This is a genomic window from Kosakonia arachidis (genome assembly GCF_900116535.1).
GTDB classification, from domain to species: domain Bacteria; phylum Pseudomonadota; class Gammaproteobacteria; order Enterobacterales; family Enterobacteriaceae; genus Kosakonia; species Kosakonia arachidis.
On record NZ_FPAU01000003.1, the window covers coordinates 25,536 to 48,929 of the forward strand.

The 23,394-nt window shown below is 53.1% G+C and carries 22 protein-coding genes and 1 pseudogene; 14 read left to right on the forward strand and 9 right to left on the reverse strand.

Features of this window, described 5'->3' with window-relative positions; genetic code table 11:
• Positions 1–25 precede the first annotated feature (25 nt).
• Positions 26–487, reverse strand: coding sequence for an acyltransferase (locus BM427_RS11680; protein ID WP_090121787.1), 462 nt, complete (start codon positions 485–487; stop codon positions 26–28).
• 10 nt (positions 488–497) lie between these two features.
• On the reverse strand, positions 498–1,007 hold the full coding sequence (locus BM427_RS11685) for a GNAT family N-acetyltransferase (RefSeq protein WP_090121789.1): 510 nt from the start codon (positions 1,005–1,007) through the stop codon (positions 498–500).
• A gap of 138 nt (positions 1,008–1,145) precedes the next feature.
• Here BM427_RS11685 and psiE point away from each other — a divergent pair, with 138 nt between their 5' ends.
• Positions 1,146–1,556 carry a phosphate-starvation-inducible protein PsiE gene (gene psiE / locus BM427_RS11690; protein ID WP_090121791.1) on the forward strand — a complete coding sequence of 137 codons (411 nt, stop codon included), beginning with the start codon at positions 1,146–1,148 and terminating at the stop codon, positions 1,554–1,556.
• A gap of 202 nt (positions 1,557–1,758) precedes the next feature.
• Here psiE and malG read toward each other — a convergent pair whose 3' ends face one another.
• The 3 genes from malG to malE all read right to left on the reverse strand — a co-directional run bounded on the left by malG (position 1,759) and on the right by malE (position 5,587).
• Positions 1,759–2,649, reverse strand: coding sequence for a maltose ABC transporter permease MalG (gene malG, locus BM427_RS11695; protein ID WP_090121794.1), 891 nt, complete (start codon positions 2,647–2,649; stop codon positions 1,759–1,761).
• Between the two features lie 13 nt (positions 2,650–2,662).
• Positions 2,663–4,207: a maltose ABC transporter permease MalF gene (gene malF, locus BM427_RS11700; protein WP_090121796.1), complete on the reverse strand. Its 1,545-nt coding sequence runs from the start codon at positions 4,205–4,207 to the stop codon at positions 2,663–2,665.
• Between the two features lie 189 nt (positions 4,208–4,396).
• A complete protein-coding gene (gene malE, locus BM427_RS11705; RefSeq protein ID WP_090121798.1) occupies positions 4,397–5,587 on the reverse strand; it encodes a maltose/maltodextrin ABC transporter substrate-binding protein MalE in 1,191 nt (396 codons plus the stop codon).
• A gap of 371 nt (positions 5,588–5,958) precedes the next feature.
• On the opposite strand from malE, the gene malK reads away from it, so the two are divergent.
• The 5 genes from malK (at position 5,959) to ubiA (ending at position 11,086) form a co-directional block, all read left to right on the forward strand.
• The gene (malK, locus tag BM427_RS11710; protein ID WP_090121800.1) at positions 5,959–7,068 is read left to right on the forward strand and encodes a maltose/maltodextrin ABC transporter ATP-binding protein MalK; all 1,110 of its coding nucleotides are present in this window, start codon (positions 5,959–5,961) and stop codon (positions 7,066–7,068) included.
• Positions 7,069–7,143: 75 nt separating this feature from the next.
• Positions 7,144–8,472 carry a maltoporin gene (locus BM427_RS11715; protein WP_090121803.1) on the forward strand — a complete coding sequence of 443 codons (1,329 nt, stop codon included), beginning with the start codon at positions 7,144–7,146 and terminating at the stop codon, positions 8,470–8,472.
• Positions 8,473–8,583: 111 nt separating this feature from the next.
• Positions 8,584–9,525, forward strand: coding sequence for a maltose operon protein MalM (gene malM, locus BM427_RS11720; RefSeq protein WP_090121805.1), 942 nt, complete (start codon positions 8,584–8,586; stop codon positions 9,523–9,525).
• 181 nt (positions 9,526–9,706) lie between these two features.
• Positions 9,707–10,204: a chorismate lyase gene (gene ubiC, locus BM427_RS11725; protein ID WP_090121807.1), complete on the forward strand. Its 498-nt coding sequence runs from the start codon at positions 9,707–9,709 to the stop codon at positions 10,202–10,204.
• 12 nt (positions 10,205–10,216) lie between these two features.
• Positions 10,217–11,086: a 4-hydroxybenzoate octaprenyltransferase gene (ubiA, locus tag BM427_RS11730; protein ID WP_090121809.1), complete on the forward strand. Its 870-nt coding sequence runs from the start codon at positions 10,217–10,219 to the stop codon at positions 11,084–11,086.
• 95 nt (positions 11,087–11,181) lie between these two features.
• Here ubiA and plsB read toward each other — a convergent pair whose 3' ends face one another.
• Positions 11,182–13,605 (reverse strand): glycerol-3-phosphate 1-O-acyltransferase PlsB, encoded by a 2,424-nt coding sequence (gene plsB / locus BM427_RS11735; protein WP_090121811.1) that lies wholly within the window; start codon positions 13,603–13,605, stop codon positions 11,182–11,184.
• Between the two features lie 132 nt (positions 13,606–13,737).
• Here plsB and BM427_RS11740 point away from each other — a divergent pair, with 132 nt between their 5' ends.
• From BM427_RS11740 to BM427_RS11755, 4 genes are all read left to right on the forward strand, one after another.
• Entirely contained in the window at positions 13,738–14,106 is a 369-nt protein-coding gene (locus tag BM427_RS11740; RefSeq protein WP_090121813.1) for a diacylglycerol kinase, read from the forward strand.
• A gap of 108 nt (positions 14,107–14,214) precedes the next feature.
• Positions 14,215–14,826 carry a transcriptional repressor LexA gene (gene lexA, locus BM427_RS11745; RefSeq protein ID WP_090121815.1) on the forward strand — a complete coding sequence of 204 codons (612 nt, stop codon included), beginning with the start codon at positions 14,215–14,217 and terminating at the stop codon, positions 14,824–14,826.
• A gap of 77 nt (positions 14,827–14,903) precedes the next feature.
• A complete protein-coding gene (dinF, locus tag BM427_RS11750; RefSeq protein ID WP_090121817.1) occupies positions 14,904–16,238 on the forward strand; it encodes an MATE family efflux transporter DinF in 1,335 nt (444 codons plus the stop codon).
• A gap of 163 nt (positions 16,239–16,401) precedes the next feature.
• The gene (locus tag BM427_RS11755) at positions 16,402–16,611 is read left to right on the forward strand and encodes a CsbD family protein (protein WP_007372427.1); all 210 of its coding nucleotides are present in this window, start codon (positions 16,402–16,404) and stop codon (positions 16,609–16,611) included.
• 111 nt (positions 16,612–16,722) lie between these two features.
• On the opposite strand, the gene zur is transcribed toward BM427_RS11755, so the two are convergent.
• Complete coding sequence (zur, locus tag BM427_RS11760) at positions 16,723–17,238, reverse strand: zinc uptake transcriptional repressor Zur (RefSeq protein ID WP_090121820.1); 516 nt, start codon at positions 17,236–17,238, stop codon at positions 16,723–16,725.
• Positions 17,239–17,520: 282 nt separating this feature from the next.
• Here zur and BM427_RS11765 point away from each other — a divergent pair, with 282 nt between their 5' ends.
• A complete protein-coding gene (locus BM427_RS11765; protein ID WP_090121822.1) occupies positions 17,521–18,837 on the forward strand; it encodes a conjugal transfer protein TraF in 1,317 nt (438 codons plus the stop codon).
• 29 nt (positions 18,838–18,866) lie between these two features.
• On the opposite strand, the pseudogene BM427_RS25800 reads toward BM427_RS11765, so the two are convergent.
• Positions 18,867–19,095 (reverse strand): annotated as a pseudogene (locus BM427_RS25800) (cysteine hydrolase family protein); the annotation flags it as partial.
• Between the two features lie 236 nt (positions 19,096–19,331).
• Here BM427_RS25800 and dusA point away from each other — a divergent pair.
• Entirely contained in the window at positions 19,332–20,351 is a 1,020-nt protein-coding gene (gene dusA / locus BM427_RS11775) for a tRNA dihydrouridine(20/20a) synthase DusA (protein ID WP_090121825.1), read from the forward strand.
• Between the two features lie 133 nt (positions 20,352–20,484).
• Complete coding sequence (gene pspG / locus BM427_RS11780) at positions 20,485–20,727, forward strand: envelope stress response protein PspG (protein WP_090121827.1); 243 nt, start codon at positions 20,485–20,487, stop codon at positions 20,725–20,727.
• 189 nt (positions 20,728–20,916) lie between these two features.
• On the opposite strand, the gene BM427_RS11785 is transcribed toward pspG, so the two are convergent.
• Entirely contained in the window at positions 20,917–21,900 is a 984-nt protein-coding gene (locus tag BM427_RS11785; RefSeq protein ID WP_090121830.1) for a quinone oxidoreductase, read from the reverse strand.
• A 59-nt stretch (positions 21,901–21,959) separates the two neighbouring features.
• Here BM427_RS11785 and dnaB point away from each other — a divergent pair, with 59 nt between their 5' ends.
• Positions 21,960–23,366 (forward strand): replicative DNA helicase, encoded by a 1,407-nt coding sequence (dnaB, locus tag BM427_RS11790; RefSeq protein ID WP_090121833.1) that lies wholly within the window; start codon positions 21,960–21,962, stop codon positions 23,364–23,366.
• Positions 23,367–23,394: the final 28 nt, after the last annotated feature.

Here is a 23,394-nt window from a genome sequence, read left to right on the forward strand (position 1 = left end):
CTCTCTCTGCGGGAGAGAGGGCTTCTCACAGTCGCCGCAGCAACCGCGCTGGATTTCCTGCATAAACTCCTTTCTCGTGCAACGATTTTGTTACCACGCTACCTGCGCCGATCACGCACCCATCGCAAATGGTAACGGCCAGGATCGTGGCGCCACTACCGACAGAAACATCATTGCCAATCACAATGTGTCCCCAACTTTCGCGATCGGAATTGGGCTTGCCGTCGCGGAACATGTCGTTAGCGAACATCACGCCGTGGCCGATAAAGCAACGCTCACCGAGAGTCACGAATTCGCAGATGAAGCTGTGCGACTCAATTTTGCTGTCCTGGCCAATTCTCGTATGTCCCTGAATTTCCACAAACGGGCCGACAAACACATTGTCACCGAGAATGCAGTCATACAGATTGCTGGGTTCATAAATCACCACGTTCTCGCCGCAGGTCACGTTGCGGATGGTGGACTGGCGTACGGTAGCGGTAGGCATGCTGGCTCCTTTAGAGCAGTTTACAGAGAATATGCAGCGTACTTTTCTGAGAAGGGGTACTAAACAAGGTCTCTTTCAGGTGCGTGAATCCCAGGCGGCGATAAAAGCGATGGGCGTTGGGATTCGCATCGAGTACCTCCAGCCAGAGCGCGGTTTCGCCACGGCTTTTCGCTACGCGCGCGATCTCCGTAAGCAGCGTTTCGCCGTAGCCAAGCCCGGTCTTGCCCGGCAGAAAATAGAGTTTATGCAGCTGTGTTCCCACTGGGCCATGATCATCGACTGCGCGATGCCAGGAGACTTTGGCAAAACCAACCGGCGAAGGATCTCTGGCGATGAACCAGCACCTTTTCCCATCCTGTAAGCTCTGTTGCAGCGTCGGCACGGCATACTCTTGCCGGAGGAAATCCTGTAATTCGCTCTGCTCGCGCCAAAGATGAGCAAAGTGGTGCATATAGCTGGCACATCCCATTTCGCTGATTAACGCCGCGTCGTCCACAGATGCTTTACGCAGTGTAAGCATGCTCTTTTTTCCTCTTGCATGAAAACAGCTAGCCAGACATGTCACCACGCGCTGTCACAAAAGATAAGTAAATAATGTAGATCCAGATCACATTTTTACGTTATACAGGGGATTCCCCACAGAAAATGAGGTGCTTTTATGACGTCGCTAACTCGTCCACGCGCTGAGTTTGTTTCTACTATTTTGCAGACCGTGCTGAATCTGGGTCTGCTGAGCCTGGGGCTGATCCTGATTGTTTTTCTGGGTAAAGAGACGCTGCATCTGGCGGATGTGCTGTTTTCGCCGGTGCAAACCAGCAAATATGAGCTGGTGGAAGGTCTGGTTGTCTACTTCCTTTACTTTGAATTTATCGCACTGATTGTGAAGTACTTTCAGTCCGGTTTCCATTTCCCGCTGCGCTACTTTATCTATATCGGCATCACCGCGATCGTGCGGTTGATCATTGTCGATCATCAGGCGCCGATGGATGTGCTGATCTACTCTGCGGCGATCCTGCTGTTGGTGATCACCCTGTGGTTATGTAACTCCAACCGGTTGAAGCGTGAATAAAAAGAGGCGGCCTTTTGGGCCGCCAACGACTTCACAAGTAAAATTGAGGGTGCAGTAGCAACGCCCGTCATCTTTCGGGTGATAGCTGTGTTGGTTTCCTTTACTCACCCCAGTCACTTACTTCAGTAAGCTCCCGGGGATTCGTGCAGTCGCCGCCTTGCTCTAACCCGAAATACTTAGGGCGTGATAACAACGATGAAAGTTAACCTTTTACTCCGCCTGAGGTCAGGCCGTTTACCAGCCAGCGCTGGGCCAGCAGGAACACCAGCGTAATCGGAATGGCGGAGAGCACCGCCGCAGCGGCAAAGTCGCCCCACAGATAGTTTTGCGGGTTGAGGTATTGCTGCATGCCGACCGCCAGTGTGTAGCTGTTGACATCGCGCAGCAGCAGCGAGGCCACCGGAACTTCGGTGATGGCCGCGATAAACGACAGAATAAAGACTACCGCCAGGATCGGCACCGATAGCGGCAGCAGCACCAGGCGAAACGCCTGCCACGGTGTGGCGCCATCCAGCGCAGCGGCTTCTTCCAGCGAGCTGTCGATGGTTTCGAAATAGCCCTTGATTGTCCACACATGCAGCGCAATCCCGCCAAGGTAAGCAAAGATCACCCCGCCGTGCGTATTCAGACCGATAAATGGCACATACTGTCCCAGACGATCAAACAACGCATACAGCGCAACCAGCGACAACACCGCCGGGAACATCTGGAAAATTAGCATCCCTTTCAGCAGCGTCGCTTTACCGGGAAAACGCATACGGGCAAATGCGTATGCGCAGGTGGTGGAGAGCGCGACAATGCCTACAGCAGTAATGGCGGCGATTTTCACCGAGTTCCACAGCCACAACAGCACCGGGAACGGCGGCGGAGTGATGCGCCCGTCAGCGTGCTCGACACTGAAGCCCAGCGCCAGCCGCCAGTGCTCCCAGGAGATGTTATCCGGGATCAGACTACCAGTGGCGAAGTTACCTTCACGCAGCGAAATGGCGACCACCATCAGCAGCGGGAACATGATGGCGGCAATAAACACCAGCAGTAACGCATGGGTGATAAACAGCCGTAGCTTCTGCGATTTTGCCTGCACCATAGCCATAATGTCGTCCTCCTTAATCGAATTTCATGCGCGTGGCTTTCAGGTTGATGATAGCCAGCGCACCTACCAGCAGGAAAATCAGCGTGGCGATAGCGGCTGCAAGCCCAAAGTCCTGACCACCGCCGCCTTCAAAGGCGATGCGGTAGGTGTAGCTCACCAGCAGGTCGGTATAACCTGCCGGGGTGGTGGTGCCGATGCGGTCTGGCCCGCCGTTGGTCAGTAACTGGATCAGCACGAAGTTGTTAAAGTTAAAAGCGAAGCTGGCGATCATCAGCGGCGTCAGTGGCTTGATCAGCAGCGGGAAAGTGATGCGGAAAAAGTTCTGCAACGGCCCGGCGCCATCCATTGCCGAGGCTTCATACAGATCGTCCGGGATCGCTTTCAGCAGACCCATGCAAAGGATCATCATGTAGGGATAGCCGAGCCAGGTGTTAACGATCACAATCATTGTGCGGGCGGTGGCCGGATCGCTGAACCAGGCCGGTTTAATGCCGAACAGCGCGCTCAGCATCATGTTGATCTCACCGAAACTCTGGTTAAACAGCCCTTTGAATATCAGGATCGAGATAAACGACGGCACCGCGTAGGGCAGAATCAGCAGCACCCGGTAAATCGCTTTGCCTTTCAGCGATTCCCACTGTACGACGCAGGCCAACACCATGCCAACGGCGACGGTAAGTACGACGGTCAGCACGGAGAAGATCACCGTCCAGATAAAGATCTCAATAAACGGTTTCTGGATACCTTCATCGGTAAAGACGCGGGTGAAGTTATCCCAGCCGATGGTCACCGTATAGCCAGGGCTGAGTTTTTCGCTGCCCCAACTACCGTCAGCATTAATCGCCTGGTAGAAACCGATGTGGTTATTTGGCAGGTACTTAGCGCCACTCTGATTGTTGGTCAGCGTACCATCCTGCGAGAGCTGGTAGAGCGGGCGCGTGCCAGAGAACTGGCGCAGCGAGCTCATGACCACTTTGCTTTCATCCGGCAGAATAGCCGTTAGCTGGTTTAGCGCCTGACGATTTTGCGTAATGATGCGCAGGTTGGCGCGCTCGCCAGTGGGCAATGTGTCCGCTTCTTTTAATTTCAGTTGTTGTTCGCCGCCGGGTTTAAATACATCGGAAACGAAACGTTTACCGCTCTCGTCATCCGTCAGCGCCAGCCGCCACTCGTTACCCGCCGGATAAAGCCCAAAGTTATATGCTTTTCCCGCCTGGAATGAGCGATCGAGCAGCACCTGCTGCGCGCGTTCCTGCGTTAACTGGTTGGTGCTGCTGTAGTTAGTAAAGGCGATGGCGATCGTACAAATCAATGGGAACAGGACGAATAGCCCCATCCCGGCCATGCCAGGGTAGACATAGCGCCAGGCGTAGGTTTTACGGTTGGCGAAAATATAAAGGCCCGCCGAACTGAGCACGAGCGTGGTAATGGCGAAAAGGTATTCCCCCTGGGCATACATCATAACGACAAGGTATGCCACCACCAGCCCGATCAGGGTAATGACGGTCCAGGCAAGCTGTGGGCTTTGCCACCAATGGCGCTTCTTTACAACATCCATGGGGATTTCCTCTCTACGCGGCATTTTTCACGCTGCCTCTTTGTTGGCTACGGTTGCGTACCCCAGTCACTTACTTTTGTAAGCACGTGAGTGGACATAACCTTGCCGCCGCGATGCCGCGCGAATAATGCCGTGTATACAACTGTCCAGGTTGCCTTATCCTTTTCCGGGGATAAGGCATTCACATTTTTACTTGGTAATACGGCCCTGTGCGTCTTTCAGTGCAGCATCAACAGTCTGACGATCGCTCACGGCATTGATAACGGCAGTGCGGGTGGCATACCAGAAGGCGGCCATCTGCGGGATGTTCGGCATGATTTCACCGGTTTTTGCGTTAGCCATGGTGGCAGCAATGCGCGGATCTTTCGCTAACTCATCCTGGTACGATTTCAGCGCAACGGCACCCAGCGGTTTGTCTTTGTTGACATCCGCCAGACCAGCATCGGTAAGCAGGTAGTTTTCCAGGAACTCTTTCGCCAGTTCTTTGTTCGGGCTGGCCGCGTTAATGCCTGCACTCAACACGCCAACGAACGGTTTGGATGGCTTACCGTGGAAGGTTGGCAGTGGTGCTACGCCGTAATTGATCTTGCTCTTATCGATGTTGGCCCATGCCCATGGACCATTGATGGTCAGCGCAGTTTCGCCTTTGTTAAATGCCGCTTCAGCGATGGAGTAATCCGTGTCGGCATTCATGTGCTTATCTTTAATCAGCTTGACCAGGAAGCCGAGGCCCGCTTTCGCGCCTGCATTGTCAACGCCGACATCTTTCACATCGTATTTGCCGTTTTCATATTTGAACGCATAACCACCGTCAGCAGCGATCAGCGGCCAGGTGAAGTACGGCTCTTGCAGGTTAAACATCAGCGCACTCTTACCTTTCGCTTTCAGTTGTCTATCCAGCGCCGGGATCTCTTCCCAGGTTTTCGGCGGGTTCGGTACCAGATCTTTGTTATAAATCAGCGACAACGATTCGACGGCAATCGGGTAAGCGATTAACTTGCCGTTGTAGCGCACCGCGTCCCATGTGAAGGGGAACAGCTTGTCCTGGAAGGCCTTGTCCGGGGTGACTTCTGCCAGCAGGCCAGATTGTGCGTAGCCGCCAAAGCGGTCGTGCGCCCAGAAGATAATGTCCGGGCCATCGCCGGTAGCGGCAACCTGCGGGAATTTCTCTTCCAGTTTGTCCGGATGTTCAACCGTCACTTTGATGCCGGTGTCTTTCTCGAATTTCTTACCCACTTCGGCAAGGCCGTTATAGCCTTTATCGCCATTGATCCAGATAACCAGCTTACCTTCTTCAATTTTGGCGAGGGCAGAGGCGGAGAACATCATCGTCGCCAGTGCGGACAATGCGAGGATGCGTGCGCCTGTTTTGATTTTCATATATCCCGTCCTATTTGGTGATGTGCTCGTGGATACGCTCAAGGTGGTCTGACGGGATTAGTCTCCTTTTTTGACAAGTGCTTCTCATCCTCCTTATCTCTACGCCCCTGGGGCGATTTGTGTGATCTGTGTTACATAGATTTTCATTATGTGTGTCAGCGCACATAAAGAAGAGGCGATTTTTGCCGATTGCATCACGAAAATGCCTGTCATCCAGCGATACGGGGTGCAGAGCAAACCTTCTCATCCTCCCGCCTCCTCCCCCGTAAAAAACCGGAGGGGTGGAGGATTCGCTCGCTGTACCGATGCCCCATAGTCAGCCCACGTTGAATGTTTCTGTTGGTGACAGGTTGTAACGAAGGGAGAAGGGCATGGCGAGCGTACAGCTTCGTAACGTAACGAAAGCCTGGGGCGATGTTGTGGTCTCAAAAGAGATCAATCTCGACATTCACGAAGGTGAATTTGTGGTGTTTGTCGGCCCGTCAGGCTGTGGTAAATCGACGTTGCTGCGCATGATTGCCGGGCTGGAAACCATTACCAGCGGGGAGTTGTTTATCGGCGATACCCGCATGAATGATGTTCCTCCTGCCGAACGCGGCGTCGGGATGGTATTTCAGTCTTACGCACTCTATCCGCACCTGTCGGTAGCGGAAAACATGTCTTTCGGCCTGAAGTTAGCGGGTGCGAAAAAAGAACTCATTAAATCGCGTGTCACTCAGGTGGCAGAGGTGTTGCAACTGGCGCACTTGCTGGAACGCAAACCGAAAGCGCTCTCTGGCGGTCAGCGTCAGCGAGTAGCGATTGGTCGTACGCTGGTGGCTGAACCCAGCGTCTTCTTGCTTGATGAACCCCTTTCCAACCTTGATGCCGCGCTGCGCGTGCAGATGCGTATTGAGATCTCCCGTCTGCATAAACGCCTTGGCCGCACGATGATTTACGTCACCCACGATCAGGTCGAAGCGATGACGCTGGCCGACAAGATAGTGGTGCTGGACGCCGGTCGCGTGGCGCAGGTCGGGAAACCACTGGAACTCTATCACTACCCGGCTGACCGCTTTGTTGCGGGTTTTATTGGCTCGCCGAAGATGAATTTTCTGCCAGTAAAAGTGACGGCCACCGCCATTGAACAGGTGCAGGTTGAACTGCCTAACCGCCAGCAGGTTTGGCTGCCAGTGGACAGTGCCAATGTGCAGGTCGGCGCGAATATGTCTTTGGGCATTCGCCCGGAGCATCTGCTTCCAAGCGACATCGCCGATGTCACGCTGGAAGGGGAAGTGCAGGTCGTAGAACAGCTTGGTCACGAAACACAAATTCATATCCAGATCCCCGCAATACGCCAGAACCTGGTCTACCGCCAGACTGACGTCGTGCTGGTAGAAGAGGGTGCCACATTCGCTATCGGCTTGCCGCCGGAGCGCTGCCATCTGTTCCGTGAAGATGGCACCGCCTGCCGCCGTTTACACAAAGAGCCGGGCGTTTAAGCGTACCCCAAAAAACTTACACCAACCCTTCCAGGGCCAAGTGTAAACAGAAAAGCAATGATCTCAGGAGATAGAATGATGATTACTCTGCGCAAACTACCCCTGGCTCTCGCCATTACCGCAGGCATTTTGTCTGCGCATGCGGGTGCTGTCGACTTCAAAGGTTACGCGCGTTCCGGTATCGGCTGGACCGGTAGCGGTGGCGAGCAGAAATGCTTCCAGGCAACCGGTGCAGGTGCTAAATACCGTCTCGGTAACGAATGTGAAACCTACGCAGAATTAAAACTCGGCCAGGAAGTGTGGAAAGAGGGCGATAAGAGCTTCTACTTCGACACTAACGTGGCTTACTCCGTGTCACAGCAAAATGACTGGGAAGCCACCAGCCCGGCTTTCCGTGAAGCGAACGTGCAGGGTAAAAACCTGATTGACTCACTGCCAGGCGCCAACATTTGGGCCGGTAAACGTTTCTATCAGCGTCATGACGTACACATGATCGACTTCTACTACTGGGATATCTCCGGCCCGGGCGCAGGTCTGGAAAACGTCGATCTTGGCTTCGGTAAACTCTCTCTGGCGGCAACCCGTTCTTCTGAAGCAGGCGGTTCTGTCACCTTCAGCAGCCCGGGTGTTTATGACGTGGTTAAAGATACCGCTAACGATGTCTTCGACGTTCGTTTAGCTGGCCTGCAGACTAACCCGGACGGCATGCTGGAACTGGGCTTTGATTATGGTCGGTCAAACAAAACTGACAATTATCGCTATGTGAACAGCAACGATTCAAAAGATGGCTGGATGTTTACCGCCGAACATGTCCAGAGCATGCTGAAAGGCTACAACAAATTTGTTCTGCAGTACGCGACCGATGCCATGACCACGCAGGGTAAAGGTATTCCGCAAGGGACTTACCAATCCGGCAGCTTTAACGATTTCGTCGGTGGTAACAACAACGGTAAATTGTGGCGCGTGCTGGATCACGGTGCAATCACGTTGAGTGATAAATGGGACCTGATGTATGTCGGTATGTATCAGAAGCAGGATCTCGATTCTAACCTCGGCGCTGACTGGTGGACCGTGGGCGTTCGTCCAATGTACAAATGGACGCCAATCATGAGCACCCTGTTGGAAGTGGGCTATGACAACGTGAAATCCCAGCAGACCGGTGACAGAAACAACCAGTACAAAATCACCCTTGCACAGCAATGGCAGGCAGGCGACAGCATCTGGTCTCGTCCGGCAATCCGTATTTTCGCTACCTATGCGAAATGGAACGAGAAATGGGGCTACATCAAAAACGGTGATTCTGTAACGCGCTTCGCTGCGGCGAACGATTCCGGTTTCACCACCACCAGCCGTGGCGACAGCGACGAGTGGAGCTTCGGCGCACAGATGGAAATCTGGTGGTAATCCACGCTTAACCTGACGTAATGACCAAAAGAGGGGCGCAAGCCCCTCAATCCTTGGGGCAGTGCGCTATTGCCTGGCGTTTGCTGTTCCCGTGCAGAAAAGGTGATAACAATGAAAATGAAAAAAAATCTCATCGCCCTGTGCCTGACCGCCGGTTTACTGGTGGGAGCTCCCGGGGTTAGCTTCGCTGATGTCAATTTTGTCCCGCAAAACACCGCCGCCGCGCCGTCAATTCCGGCGTCGGCATTACAGCAACTGACCTGGACGCCAGTTGATCAATCGAAAACACAGTCCACACAGCTGGCAACAGGTGGTCAACGCCTTGATGTGCCGGGTATTAGCGGCCCGGTCGCTGCGTGGAGCGTACCCGCGAACATCGGTGAACTAACGCTGACGTTAACCAGCGAAGTGGATAAGCACACCAGCGTATTTGCACCGAATGTGCTGATTCTTGATCAGAACATGACACCTTCAGCTTATTTCCCAAGTGAATACTTTACCTACCTGGAGCCGGGAGTAATGAACGCCGATCGCCTGGAAGGGGTGATGCGCCTGACGCCTGCGCTGGGACAACAAAAAATCTATGTACTGGTCTTTACTACAAACAACGACTTGCAGCGCACCACGAAATTAATCGATCCGGCAAAAGCTTATGCCAAAGGCACCGGCAATGCGATACCGGATATTCCTGATCCTATCGCGAAGCACAGTACTGACGGAAAACTGGCGCTGAAAGTGAAAAACAGCAACGGTTCCAGTGTGCTGGTTGGCCCGCTGTTTGGTTCATCTGGCCCTGCCCCGGTCACCGTGGGTAATACTGCGGCGCCGGTATACAGTGCACAACCTGCGCCGGTAGCGGCTCCTGCTCCAGCGCCAGCCGCGAAAAGAGAACCGATGCTCAACGATACGGAGAGCTATTTTAACCAAGCTATCAAACAAGCTGTTGCAAAAGGTGATGTTGATAAGGCATTGAAATTATTGGATGAAGCTGAACGCCTCGGATCGAAAACCGCCCGTGCCACTTTTATCAGCAGTGTAAAAGGCAAGGGGTAACCCATCCCCGCACTGCCGATATTTTGCAGTAACTGGTGCGTCGCCTGACGCACCCTTTTTCCGGCGCAGATGCGCGCTGTTGCGCATCTGTTGCGCTGATGAAAACCGCTTGAAGTTTCCCCGCACGACCCTGCCTGTTCTGCGATACACTAATGCTACGTTATGTACCGGAGAGTAAGGCATGTCACACCTTGCGCTTACGCAATTGCGTGCGCTGCGCTATGTAGACGCAATACCCGAACTGGAACCGCAACTGCTGGACTGGCTGTTGCTGGAAGATTCCATGACCAAACGTTTTGAGCAACAAGGTAAAAAAGTCAGCGTCACATTGATTCAGGAAGGTTTTGTCACGGCGGACGAGATTGCGCCCGAACGTGCGTATTTGCCGCAAGAAGCACGTTACTGGTTGCGGGAGATTATCCTTTGCGCAGATAGTGAACCCTGGCTTGCCGGGCGCACCGTCGTGCCGGAATCGACCCTGAGCGGCCCGGAAATGGCGCTACAACAGCTGGGCAATACGCCACTTGGACGATATCTCTTTACCTCTTCAACGCTTACGCGTGATTTTATTGATATTGGACGCCATGAGCAGCTGTGGGGACGGCGTTCCCGCCTGCGTCTGGGGGGAAAACCCTTGATGCTTACAGAACTTTTTTTGCCTGCGTCGCCGTTGTACTAAGAGGAAAACAGAATGGAGTGGAGTCTCACGCAGACTAAGTTGTTAGCCTTTCACAGGCTTATGCGTACGGACAAACCGATTGGCGCATTGCTGCTGTTGTGGCCAACGCTGTGGGCGTTATGGGTGGCAACGCCTGGTGTGCCACCGTTGTGGATCTTACTGGTATTTGTTGCGGGCGTCTGGCTGATGCGCGCGGCGGGCTGCGTGGTGAATGATTACGCGGATCGCAAATTCGACGGGCATGTAAAACGCACGGCGAACCGACCACTGCCCAGCGGCGCGGTCACTGAAAATGAAGCGCGGATGTTGTTTGTTGTTCTGGTGCTGCTGGCCTTTGCGTTGGTACTGACGCTGAATATGATGACCATCCTGCTTTCGGTAGCGGCGCTGGCGCTGGCGTGGGTCTATCCGTTTATGAAGCGCTACACGCATCTGCCGCAGGTGGTGCTCGGCGCGGCGTTCGGTTGGTCAATTCCGATGGCATTTGCAGCGGTAAGCGAATCTGTACCGCTAAGCTGCTGGATCATGTTCTTCGCTAATATCCTGTGGGCGGTGGCCTACGATACCCAGTACGCCATGGTTGACCGCGATGATGATGTGAAGATTGGCATCAAGTCGACGGCGATTTTGTTTGGCCGCTACGACAAGCTGATTATCGGTATTTTGCAGGTTGCCGTGCTGGTGCTAATGACGTCCATTGGTTGGTTGAACGGGCTGGGCTGGGCATATTACGCTGCGGTGCTGGCAGCGGGCGTGCTGTTTGTTTATCAACAGATATTGATTGCGGGGCGTGCACGCGACGCCTGTTTTAAAGCGTTTATGAACAACAACTATGTGGGGCTGGTGCTGTTTTTAGGACTGGCTTTGGGTTACCTGAGGTGAATCTAAACACTGCCGGATGACGGCTACACGTTAACCGGCCTGCGTCATTCCACAGGCCGGTTTAGCGTAAGCGACATCCGCGTATACTTCCCGGTTTACACTTCCGTTTGCGTCGCGCTTTCAATTGTCAGACGCACATCCGACGTTATTAAGTCTGCCAGCATCTGATAAACACCTAGCGTTCGCGTCGGGTCTGCATCGCCACTGTCGCTGATATAGCCTTCGTCACGCAGCGTTAACACCAGCGTGCTGAATACCGCTTTGTCGAAGAATTCCGGCGCGTTAATACCGTGCAGTACTGACAGACGTTGCGCCAGCGTGCGGCTCTCTTTTTCCAGCGTGCTGCGGTTCATTGATGGCGTGTTGCCAAGCAGCCAGAAGGTGATGGCATAGCGCTGTAACGTCTCACGCGCGCCGGCGGCCAGCAGTTGCAGCGTCCGCGAGTGAGTCGGGTTGATGCTCAGGTTATCGTCTTTGACGGTGATTAAGCCCTGGCGCAGCAGCTCTTGCGTCAATCTTTCCAGCACTTCTGCCAGCTCTGCTTTTTCCCAGCGCAGGAACAGCTCGGTTTTCAGTAGCGGATAGAGCAACTCAACGTGGTGCAGAATATCACTACGGGAGATGGCGCGATGTTGGGTCACGATTGCCGCCATCAGCGACGGCAGCATCAGCATATGGGCGATGTTGTTGCGGTAATAAGTCATCAATACTGCCTGCTCGCGCGGCAAAATAATGATATCGCCGATGGTGTCTTTCTCGACTTCGAACTTATTCATCTGCAACGCGTGGTCGATAAGCGCGTCCGCGCTGGCGGCAGGTGTTGTTGAGTCCGGTGAGTAAGGCACATTGCGCATCAGTTCGAGGTAGCAACTGATTTGTTCGGTTAACTGCTCGCGCGTCAACGAACGCTGGCGCGATGCCAGTAGCGCCGTACAGCACAGGTTCATGGCGTTGGCCGCACCTGCATTATTAATGCGAACCATCAAATCGGCAGCAATGTTGTTCACCGTCGGCGTCAGCCATGCCGGACGAATCGCTTCAATCGGATCGATAGACTCGCGCCACTCCGGAACGTGGTGGTTCAGGTAGTTCATCAGTGGAATGGGTTCACCGAAGTTCACATAACCTTGCCCCAGATTACGCAGCTTGCTCAGCCCTCGCACCATCTGCACCAGGCTCTCTTTCTCTTTGGTTGCGCCGCGCAACTCTTTCGCATAGGTACCGACTTCCATCACATGTTCATAACCAATATAAATCGGCACCAGCGTGATGGGGCGCGTACCGCCGCGCAGCATCGCCTGGATGGTCATCGACAGCGTACCGGTTTTCGGGTCCAGCAAACGCCCGGTGCGTGAACGACCGCCCTCGACGAAATACTCGACTGAATAACCGCGGCTGAAAAGTTCGCCCAGATATTCGCGGAACACGGTGGAGTAGAGTTTGTTGCCTTTAAAGGTACGGCGAATAAAAAATGCACCCAGACGGCGGAAAATCGGCCCGGCGGGCCAGAAATTCAGGTTGATGCCAGCGGCAATGTGCGGCGGCACCAGCCCCTGGTGATAGAGCACATACGAGAGCAGCAGATAGTCCATATGGCTGCGGTGGCAGGGCACATAGACAATCTCGTGGCCGTCGTGCGCAAGCTGGCGCACGCGTTCGGCGTTGTGTACGTTGATTCCCTGATAGAGACGGTTCCAGGTAAAGCCGAGGATACGGTCAGTCAGACGGATCATCTCGTACGAGAAGTTGGCGGCAATCTCTTCCATCAGCGCGATAGCGTTTTGCTGCGCTTTGTCGTGAGAGATTTTTTTGCTGCGCGCTTCGTCTTCGACCGCACGGGCAATCGCTTTAGAAGAGAGCAGCTTATTGAACAGATCCTGACGCGCAGGCAGACGCGGCCCAACAGCGGCCAAACGTTGTCGCGCAAAGTGCATACGCGCCACGCGCGCCAGTTTCTGCGCGATAATTTTATCGGTGCCGTGCTCGGTTGCCATACGGCGCAGGGAGACTGGCGGAGAGAAGCGCACAAAACTATCGCGGCCAAGCCACGAGATAGCAAAGAATTTCTGGATGCCGTTCAGCATGCGCAGCGGCGGATTAATCTCGCCTTTCTCACGCCCTGGGGAGCGACCAAACATCACCGATACCGGCACCATTTGCACATCCAGATCCGGATGGCTACGGTGTAAATCCAGGTAGTCGTGGAACAGTTTTATGGACTCTTCTTTCGGCGTGTAATAGGTAAACACGCGCGGGCCGCCATGAATAAATACAAAGCGCGGCAGCAATACGCCATCGATTTCCATGGGTTCCAGCGGATCGGGTAGTTCGTGCGCCAGACACTGAGCGCGCAACGTCATCAAGTCTGCCTTAGAGTTATAGGGCAGCACGTACATAATAGGACGTGAGGTATCGAGACCCAGTTCCTGTGCAGGTTCTGCAGGTATCGATTTACTTTTTACCAGTAAACTTAATGGTAAGTTCAGTAATTTGTAGTAAATTCGTGGCCAACCGGACATAAAAGATAAAAAGCCTCTGGTTAATAATGGTGCCATTGCGCCGCAAGAATATCAGAAAGCGCACGTAATTTCTGTTGTACCTCAGTACGCTGATGTAGACATTGACGTTTATTACACAAAAAGGTTCTTTTCATGGCCAATAATACCACCGGGATTACCCGAATCATTAAAGCCGCAGGTTACTCATGGAAGGGCGTTCGCGCTGCATGGATCAATGAAGCCGCGTTCCGTCAGGAGCTGGTAGCCGTTGTTTTAGCTATCATTATTGCTTGCTGGCTGGACATTGACACGGTCACACGGGTATTGCTGATTAGCTCGGTGTCGCTAGTAATGATTGTTGAAATCCTAAATAGTGCAATTGAAGCTGTCGTAGACCGCATTGGTTCTGAATTTCACGAACTTTCCGGTCGGGCGAAGGATATGGGATCGGCGGCAGTGCTGATGTCGATCCTGCTGGCGCTGTTTATCTGGATGTCACTTCTCTGGTCGCATTTTCGATAACGCTTCCAGAAATCGATAACGCCCTGGTTTTTTGATTAAATTTGGTTCCAAAATCGCCTTTGACTGTATATACTCACAGCATAACTGTATATACACCCAGGGGGCGGGATGAAAGCATTAACGGCCAGACAGCAAGAGGTGTTCGATCTTATCCGCGATCGTATCACCCAAACCGGTATGCCACCAACGCGTGCGGAAATCGCACAGCAATTGGGGTTCCGTTCCCCAAATGCGGCTGAAGAACACCTGAAAGCGCTTGCGCGCAAGGGGGTTATTGAAATCGTCTCCGGCGCATCGCGCGGGCTGCGTCTGCTGCTGGAAGAAGAGGATATCGGTTTACCGCTTATTGGCCGCGTTGCTGCGGGTGAACCGCTGCTGGCGCAACAGCATATCGAAGGTCACTACCAGGTCGATCCCGATCTCTTTAAACCTCACGCGGATTTCCTGCTGCGCGTCAGTGGCATGTCGATGAAAGACATCGGTATTATGGACGGCGACCTACTCGCAGTGCATAAAACGCAGGACGTGCGTAACGGCCAGGTGGTCGTCGCACGTATTGATGATGAAGTTACCGTGAAACGTCTCAAAAAACAGGGTAACACTGTGGAACTGCTGCCGGAAAACAGCGAATTTTCCCCGATCGTCGTCGATCTCCGCGATCAAAACTTCACCATTGAAGGACTAGCGGTTGGCGTCATCCGTAACGGTACATGGTTTTAACACCTGTTTTTTTCGCAGCGACACAGAACAACGTGGCGCTGCGTTATCCGCTTTTCTCTCGTTGATTCGACACTGCCATGCCGTTGCTGAACGCATCTGACAAAGCACTGTGGCGGCTTGCGCTGCCCATGATCTTCTCCAATATCACTGTTCCGTTACTGGGGCTGGTGGATACCGCTGTGGTTGGGCACCTGGATAGCCCTGTTTACCTCGGTGGTGTGGCGATCGGCGCAACAGCAACCAGCTTTTTGTTTATGCTGCTGCTGTTTTTGCGGATGAGCACAACCGGTCTTACGGCGCAGGCGTTTGGCGCGAAAAATTCACCTGCGCTGGCGCGTGCGCTGGTACAGCCGCTGTTACTGGCGCTGTCGGCAGGGATGTTAATTATGCTGCTGCGGACGCCGCTCATCGATCTGGCGCTGCACGTTACCGGCGGGAGCGAAGCCGTGCTGGAGCAGGCGCGGCGTTTTCTCAGTATTCGCTGGCTGAGTGCGCCAGCGTCTTTGGGAAATCTGGTGTTGCTTGGCTGGTTGCTGGGCGTGCAGTATGCCCGGGCGCCGGTGATCCTGCTGGTGGTGGGGAATCTCCTCAACATTGTGCTCGATCTGTGGCTGGTGATGGGTCTGCACATGAATGTGCAAGGGGCAGCGTTCGCCACAGTTGTGGCTGAGTATGCGACTTTCGCCCTCGGCCTGTTAATGGCGCGCCGCGTGTTGGTGGTGCGCGGTATCTCCCTGCCAATGCTGAAAAATGCCTGGCGAGGCGGTATGCGGCGATTATTAGCGCTTAACCGCGATATCATGCTGCGCTCGCTGCTTTTGCAACTCTGTTTTGGCTCAATCACCGTGCTGGGCGCGCGCCTTGGTGAAGAGACGGTCGCCGCAAACGCGGTGCTGATGATGTTTCTGACCTTTACAGCGTATGCGCTTGATGGTTTTGCCTATGCGGTTGAAGCGCACTCCGGGCAGGCCTACGGTGCGCATGATGGTAGCCAATTGATGGACGTCTGGAGAGCGGCGTGCCGCCAGGCCGGACTGGTGGCGCTGTTCTTTGCTGCGATTTATGCGCTGGCAGGCGACAACATTATTGCCTTGCTGACTTCGCTTCCTGCCCTGCAGGCGCTCGCCGGGCATTACCTGTTCTGGCAGGTGATTCTGCCGCTGGTGGGTGTGTGGTGCTATTTGCTGGATGGTATGTTTGTCGGCGCCACGCGCGCGACGGAGATGCGTAACAGTATGGCGGTTGCCGCTGCCGGGTTCGCTGTCACACTGCTGACGGTGCCGCTGCTGGGCAATCACGGTTTATGGCTGTCTCTGACCGTCTTTCTCGCCCTTCGCGGGTTTACTCTTGCCTGGCTGTGGCGTCGCCACTGGCGTAACGGCAGCTGGTTTTCCGACGCAAATCCTTCCTGAACGCCAGTTTTTTTGCTGGTGTCCTCGTCTCGCTTATGCTCTTTTTAATCATCGTGACGGTTAAAGATTCCGAATAAAAATCAATTATCAGAATCCCTGACTACAATAATCAGTACGTTCAGCAGAACGAGTACATATTTAACCGAACGATAAGGAGTCAACGATGAATAAAGATGAAGTCGGCGGTAACTGGAAACAGTTCAAAGGCACTGTTAAAGAAAAATGGGGCAAACTGACTGATGATGATATGACCATCATCGAGGGTAAACGTGACCAACTTGTGGGTAAAATCCAGGAACGTTACGGTTATGCCAAAGACCAGGCGGAGAAAGAAGTTACAGATTGGGAAACGCGTAACGACTACCGCTGGTAGCCTGCACATCCCCTCAATGTGCTAACCCTCTACAGGCTACCCTGCCCGAAGGTACAAGGATGTACCACCCCTCCAGCTGTTTTATCTACCGTCTTGCGAAAACAAAACCGATTAACGTGGCTTTTTCTTCACCTGAACGCTGTGGTCATGGTGGCAATGGTCGTGATGACGGCAGGATTCCACTTCGACACAGTCCGCACATAAACCGTGAGCTTCAATCACATTATGCCGCAGGGCAAAACCCATCTTTGCCGCCAGCGCATGCATAATATCTTCCACGCCTTCCGCCTGCTCTTCTTTTACCGAACCACAGCGATCGCAAATAAACATCGCAGAAGTGTGTGTCGGCTGGTCAAAAAGGTGGCATAACACGTAACTGTTTGTTGATTCAACTTTATGTACGAACCCCTGTTCCAGCAGGAAATCAAGAGCGCGATACACCGTCGGCGGCTTGGCTTGCGGTTCGCTTTCACGCAGCAGATCGAGCAGATCGTATGCGCTGATGGCACTTTGTTGCAGACTGAGTAATCTCAACACTTCAAGACGCTGGGGAGTCAGGCGCACATTGCGCTGCACGCACAGCTTTTCAGCCTGTGCTAACATCTCTTGCGAAGTGGTCTTATCCATAGGCGCTCTCCGGTTGGGGAAATACAGGCCATACACTTTATCATGTCCTGCCGAAAACGCCGAGTTCGTGGCCAGTAATCTCCATTTCTCTGGATCGCTTCCCGAAATGGATTTCGTCATCTATAAATAGTCATGGTCATCCCTTAAAACAATAATGTTCGGGTACCTACGGGTATTCCGGCAATTTAGCTTCATTTTCTTACGTTATTCACAGCAATAGTGCATTCCTGTTTGTGCCAATACTTACAGGCTTAAAACTCATCTGGCTACGAGACGCATACTGTGGATAAAAAAACTAAACTTTCGCTGGTCGCGATCGCTGTCTCCTTTTTTGTGGCGAATCAGGCAGGCGCAGCCAATACCTGGGCAGAAGCACGTAATGATGCAATGGGGGGAACGGGCGTTGCGTCCGCAAACTATGGCAGTGGGCCATTAATCAACCCGGCACTGTTAGCAAAAGCAAAACCCGAGGATGATATTACCGTCATCCTGCCGAGCGTACAGGCGCAAATTAGCGACAAAGATAATCTGCGCGACGAGATCGACAATATCAATGACAAAATCGATGGCTACAAAGACGTTGTCGATAGTCTCACCGCTGCGGAAATTATTGCTAATCCGCTCGGTACGGTAAGGCAATTTCAGAGCGCCGCAGGTGATTTGGCGAACGAGCTGGAGTTTCTGAGAGGAAAAACAGCGCAGGCCAAAGCCGCCGCCGGTATCGCGGTAAGCATTCCCAACGATGTCCTTTCCGTGGCGTTTGTGACGAAAGCTTACGCCCATGCGCGCGTTACGTCGGCAATCGATCAGCAGGACATTGACTACCTGCGCAGTATTGAAAACAGCACCGCCGTTGCTGCAGGTAAAGCGCTGAATGCGGTGATATCGCCGGATGGCAGCAACGAAATTACCAAAAACCTCAACTCAACCGCTTCAGGCCGAGCGGCTATCGTCTCGGATTACGGCATCGCAATGGCTCGCCAGTTTGATGTCGGCGGCATACCGTTATCCGTTGGCGTGACGCCGAAATTACAGAAAACCTGGGTCTACAACTACACGGCGTCGATTTATGACTATAAAAGTAGTGACTGGAACAGCAGCCGCTACCGTACCGACGATACAGGCTTCAACGTGGATGTCGGCCTGGCAGCGGATTTCGGCGAGAATGTGACGGTCGGTTTGACCGGTACCAACCTGATCTCCCGTGATATTGATACTCAAGATATTCGTATCCGTAACGGCAGAACGGGTGATGTGGTGAGCTACAAAGATACTTACCAGATTAGCCCGGTTGTGACGGCGGGTGCGGCATGGCATAACGACCTGCTGACACTGAGCGCCGACGGTGATTTAACCGAGACTAAAGGCTTTAAGAGTGAGAAAAATTCCCAGTATGTTGGTGTGGGTGCAGAGGTTCGCCCATTGAGCTGGCTGGCGGTGCGTGCCGGTTACCGCGCAGATGTCAAAGGGGATGATAAAAACGTCTTTACCGGCGGTGTCGGATTTGCGCCGTTTAACCGCGTACATATCGATCTGATGGGTCTGGTGGGTGAAAATGAAACCTGGGGGGCCGGGGCACAGCTTAGCGTGACTTTCTGATGAGTAACCGGAGGCATTGCGCCTCCGGAAAATACGTTTTTAAGTTCCGTTACCAGCGGGCCATTCGGTCCGCTTTCAAAAACGTGTGGTCAAAAGCGTAGGCAATTTGAAATAGTTGGCGAGAACATTTAATGCCAGAACATTATTTTTGAATTTGTCCGGCTCAATATCTCTGACCTGAGATAACAAACCTGTTTGATGATCAACTCACAGTACGGCTGCAGGATTTTTATCAAAGCGAACATACGGTTTAGACATAATAACTCCCTGTTTCAGCTGACAATAGCTGTCTGCTATTGGGTTAAGTCCCCTTGTGCGTTAGAAAAAATACAGGAAGAGAACCTCGTCTCAACACGGTGAAAAAATGCCTTCTCCAGCGCCTTACAGCGAATGTGATACAATAGGGAATCTTATTGTCTTATTGCTTTCGCTCACCGGCGGAATGGCGGTGAGAGCACCTCTTTTTCTGGAAATCAAAGCACGGTAATTCTGAAATGACTAACGCCAGCCAAACCAGCGTAATGCCTGTAAATTCTGACAATCACTGGTATGGGCGATTCAGTGTCGCTCCGATGCTCGACTGGACGGACAGACATTGCCGTTACTTCCTGCGTTTACTGTCGCGCCAGACGCTGCTCTACACCGAAATGGTGACGACGGGCGCCATTATTCATGGTAAAGGTGATTATCTGGCGTACAGCGAGGAAGAGCACCCGGTGGCGCTGCAACTGGGGGGCAGCGATCCGGCGCAGCTTGCGCATTGTGCGAAGCTTGCGCAAGCACGCGGTTACGATGAGATCAACCTTAATGTTGGTTGCCCATCGGATCGCGTGCAAAACGGACGTTTTGGCGCCTGCCTGATGGGCGAAGCACAACTGGTGGCGGACTGCGTTAGAGCAATGCGGGACGTAGTTTCTATTCCAGTGACGGTGAAAACCCGTATTGGCATCGACGATCAAGATAGCTACGAATTCCTCTGTGATTTTATTGGCACCGTTGCCGGTAAAGGCGAGTGTGAAAGCTTCACCATTCATGCTCGTAAAGCCTGGCTCTCTGGCCTGAGCCCCAAAGAGAACCGCGAAATCCCGCCGCTGGATTACCCGCGTGTCTACCAGCTTAAACGCGATTTTCCGCACCTGAAGATGGCAATCAATGGTGGCATAAAATCTCTGGAAGAAGCTAAAGCCCATTTGCAGTATATGGATGGGGTTATGGTAGGACGAGAAGCCTATCAGAATCCGGGAATTCTGGCCGCTGTCGATCGGGTGATTTACGGTGCTAATGTCGCGGATACCGATCCTGTCGCTGTGGTTCGCGCGATGTATCCCTATATTGAACGCGAGCTGAGCCAGGGCGCTTATCTTGGTCATATCACGCGTCATATGCTCGGTTTATTCCAGGGTGTGCCGGGTGCGCGTCAGTGGCGCCGTTATCTGAGTGAAAATGCGCACAAAGCGGGCGCTGATATCGCGGTAGTGGAGCACGCGTTAAACCTGGTGGCATCGAAGCGTTAAAATTTCACTAAAAGGTGGTCAAATTCACTAAACCCTGCACAGCGTTGCGGGGTTTTTTGTTTGAAAATCATTAGGTTATTTTTGGCATGTTTTTTGTAATACAAAAGGTATTACTGATTCTCAGGAGAAGACCATGCTGGAACTACTGTTTATTATTGGCTTTTTTGTGATGTTACTGATGACCGGCATTTCACTGCTCGGCATTATCGCCGCGCTGCTGGTTGCCACAGCAGTTATGTTTTTGGGCGGACTTTTTGCTTTGATGATAAAACTGTTGCCCTGGCTGCTGCTGGCCGTAGTGGTCGTTTGGGTGATTCGTACCATCAAAGAGCCGAAGGTTCCACGTTATCAACGCAATAACCACTGGCGTTACTAAAGTATTGAGTGGTTCATCACAACCCTGAGACATTTCCAGCCGCATTGCTTAGAACCGAATAGGATTTAGATATTAAATCTGTCACTATCGTGGCGTTAACGAATTCATCGCGCTGTACCCTACAATGCAGCCGAACTAAAAAAAGAAAGGGCTTCCTGAAGGAGGCCCTAATTCTTTCAGCCGCTTACCTTAAGGGATCAGCAGGCTTGAGCCTTGCGTGGCACGGCTCTCCAGCGCTTCATGTGCCCGTTGCGCATCTTTCAGTGCGAACTTCTGGTTGTCGGCCACATCCACCTTAATCACCCCACTGGCGATCAGCGAGAACAGCTCATTGCTGGCTTCCTTTAGCTCTTCGCGGGTGGTGATATAGCCATTCAGGGAAGGGCGGGTGGCATAAAGAGAGCCCTTCTGGTTGAGAATGCCCAGGTTCACGCCAGTAACTGGCCCGGAGGAGTTGCCGAAACTGACCATCAGCCCACGGCGATGCAGGCAGTCGAGGGAAATTTCCCAGGTATCTTTACCCACCGAGTCATACACCACGCTGACCTTTTTACCGTCGGTCAGCGCTTTAACGCGTTCAACGACATTCTCTTCGCTGTAGTTGATTACCTGCCAGGCACCGGCTTGCAATGCGCGCTGCGCTTTCTGCGTTGAACCTACGGTACCGATAAGCTTTGCGCCCAACGCTTTCGCCCACTGGCAGGCAATCAGTCCGACGCCGCCAGCCGCTGCGTGGAATAAAAATACCTCATTGGGTTTGATGTCATAGGTTTTGCGCAGGAGATAGAACACTGTCAGCCCCTTCAGAAACGAGGCAGCGGCTTGTTCAAAGGAGATCGCGTTTGGCAGGACGGCCACTTTGTCTGCCAGAACGTTATGCACCGAACTGTAGGCGCCGAGACCGGATTGCGCATATACCACGCGATCGCCGACCTTAATATGTGTGACGTTACTACCCACTTTACTTACTACGCCTGCGGCTTCGGTGCCCAGCCCGCTTGGCAGCGCGGGAGGCGGGTATAAGCCGCTGCGAATGTAGGTGTCGATATAGTTGACACCAATGGCTTTATTTTCTACCTGCACCTCATTTTCCGCTGGCGCTGCGGGGGTAAATTCCACCGCGCTGAGCACGTCGGGGCCGCCATGCTTGTGAAATTCTATTCGTGTCGCCATGCTTCCTCCTGATGTGATAATCTTTCGAACCATTCATAACCCGGATAGCTCCATTCACTATGGCAGGAAATAAACCCTTCAACAAACAGACTGAAACCCCTGACAGACAGGTCGAGGGGATGAAAGTGCCTCCACATTCCATCGAAGCGGAGCAGTCGGTGTTGGGCGGTTTAATGCTGGATAATGAGCGCTGGGACGACGTCGCTGAGCGCGTCGTGGCCGAAGACTTTTATACCCGTCCGCACCGCCATATTTTTACCGAGATGCATCGCTTGCAGGAGATGGGGAAACCTATCGACCTCATCACCCTGGCCGAGTCGCTGGAACTGCAAGGGCAACTGGATATTGTCGGCGGCTTTGCCTATCTGGCTGAGTTATCGAAAAATACGCCAAGTGCAGCGAATATTAGCGCTTATGCCGATATCGTGCGTGAACGTGCCGTTGTTCGCGAGATGATCACGGTAGCCAATGAAATCGCTAACGCCGGTTTCGATCCGCAGGGGCGCACCAGCGAAGATCTGCTCGATCTGGCGGAATCACGGGTCTTTAAGATCGCTGAAAGTCGCGCCAATAAAGATGAAGGCCCAAAAAATATCGCCGATGTGCTTGAGGCCACCGTCTCGCGCATCGAGCAGCTTTTCCAGCAGCCGCATGATGGCGTCACGGGCGTGAACACCGGCTATGAAGATCTCAATAAAAAGACGGCAGGTTTGCAACCGTCGGATCTCATTATTGTTGCGGCCCGTCCGTCGATGGGTAAAACAACATTTGCTATGAACCTCGTCGAAAATGCAGCGATGTTACAGGATAAACCGGTTCTTATCTTCAGTCTGGAGATGCCATCAGAACAGATTATGATGCGTTCTCTGGCGTCGCTGTCGCGCGTGGATCAGACGCGCATTCGTACCGGCCAGCTTGATGATGAAGACTGGGCGCGCATTTCCGGCACCATGGGGATCTTGCTGGAAAAACGCAATATCTACATTGATGACTCCTCCGGCCTGACGCCGACAGAAGTGCGTTCGCGCTCACGACGTATTGCCCGCGAGCACGGCGGGATAGGCCTGATTATGATCGACTACCTTCAGTTGATGCGTGTACCGTCGCTTTCCGACAACCGTACACTGGAGATTGCCGAAATCTCCCGCTCGCTGAAAGCGCTGGCAAAAGAGTTGCAAGTGCCGGTGGTGGCGCTGTCGCAGCTTAACCGCTCCCTGGAACAGCGCGCTGATAAACGCCCGGTCAACTCCGACCTGCGTGAGTCCGGTTCTATCGAGCAGGACGCCGACTTAATCATGTTTATCTATCGTGACGAGGTTTATCACGAAAATAGCGATTTAAAAGGTATTGCAGAAATCATTATTGGTAAGCAGCGTAACGGGCCGATCGGTACGGTACGCCTGACCTTTAACGGGCAGTGGTCACGTTTTGATAATTATGCAGGGCCACAATACGACGATGAATAAATTTTCGTCATCCTTCGCACCGCAGGTG

Coding starts and splice junctions, on each gene's coding strand:
- BM427_RS11715 (WP_090121803.1), top strand. CDS start 7,144: ATGATGATTACTCTGCGCAAACTACCCCTGGCTCTCGCCATTACCGCA.
- BM427_RS11785 (WP_090121830.1), bottom strand. CDS start 21,900: ATGGCGACACGAATAGAATTTCACAAGCATGGCGGCCCCGACGTGCTC.
- malG (WP_090121794.1), bottom strand. CDS start 2,649: ATGGCTATGGTGCAGGCAAAATCGCAGAAGCTACGGCTGTTTATCACC.
- malM (WP_090121805.1), top strand. CDS start 8,584: ATGAAAATGAAAAAAAATCTCATCGCCCTGTGCCTGACCGCCGGTTTA.
- plsB (WP_090121811.1), bottom strand. CDS start 13,605: ATGTCCGGTTGGCCACGAATTTACTACAAATTACTGAACTTACCATTA.
- malK (WP_090121800.1), top strand. CDS start 5,959: ATGGCGAGCGTACAGCTTCGTAACGTAACGAAAGCCTGGGGCGATGTT.
- psiE (WP_090121791.1), top strand. CDS start 1,146: ATGACGTCGCTAACTCGTCCACGCGCTGAGTTTGTTTCTACTATTTTG.
- pspG (WP_090121827.1), top strand. CDS start 20,485: ATGCTGGAACTACTGTTTATTATTGGCTTTTTTGTGATGTTACTGATG.
- ubiC (WP_090121807.1), top strand. CDS start 9,707: ATGTCACACCTTGCGCTTACGCAATTGCGTGCGCTGCGCTATGTAGAC.
- dinF (WP_090121817.1), top strand. CDS start 14,904: ATGCCGTTGCTGAACGCATCTGACAAAGCACTGTGGCGGCTTGCGCTG.
- BM427_RS11685 (WP_090121789.1), bottom strand. CDS start 1,007: ATGCTTACACTGCGTAAAGCATCTGTGGACGACGCGGCGTTAATCAGC.
- BM427_RS11680 (WP_090121787.1), bottom strand. CDS start 487: ATGCCTACCGCTACCGTACGCCAGTCCACCATCCGCAACGTGACCTGC.
- zur (WP_090121820.1), bottom strand. CDS start 17,238: ATGGATAAGACCACTTCGCAAGAGATGTTAGCACAGGCTGAAAAGCTG.
- BM427_RS11755 (WP_007372427.1), top strand. CDS start 16,402: ATGAATAAAGATGAAGTCGGCGGTAACTGGAAACAGTTCAAAGGCACT.
- BM427_RS11740 (WP_090121813.1), top strand. CDS start 13,738: ATGGCCAATAATACCACCGGGATTACCCGAATCATTAAAGCCGCAGGT.
- dusA (WP_090121825.1), top strand. CDS start 19,332: ATGACTAACGCCAGCCAAACCAGCGTAATGCCTGTAAATTCTGACAAT.
- malE (WP_090121798.1), bottom strand. CDS start 5,587: ATGAAAATCAAAACAGGCGCACGCATCCTCGCATTGTCCGCACTGGCG.
- dnaB (WP_090121833.1), top strand. CDS start 21,960: ATGGCAGGAAATAAACCCTTCAACAAACAGACTGAAACCCCTGACAGA.
- malF (WP_090121796.1), bottom strand. CDS start 4,207: ATGGATGTTGTAAAGAAGCGCCATTGGTGGCAAAGCCCACAGCTTGCC.
- ubiA (WP_090121809.1), top strand. CDS start 10,217: ATGGAGTGGAGTCTCACGCAGACTAAGTTGTTAGCCTTTCACAGGCTT.
- lexA (WP_090121815.1), top strand. CDS start 14,215: ATGAAAGCATTAACGGCCAGACAGCAAGAGGTGTTCGATCTTATCCGC.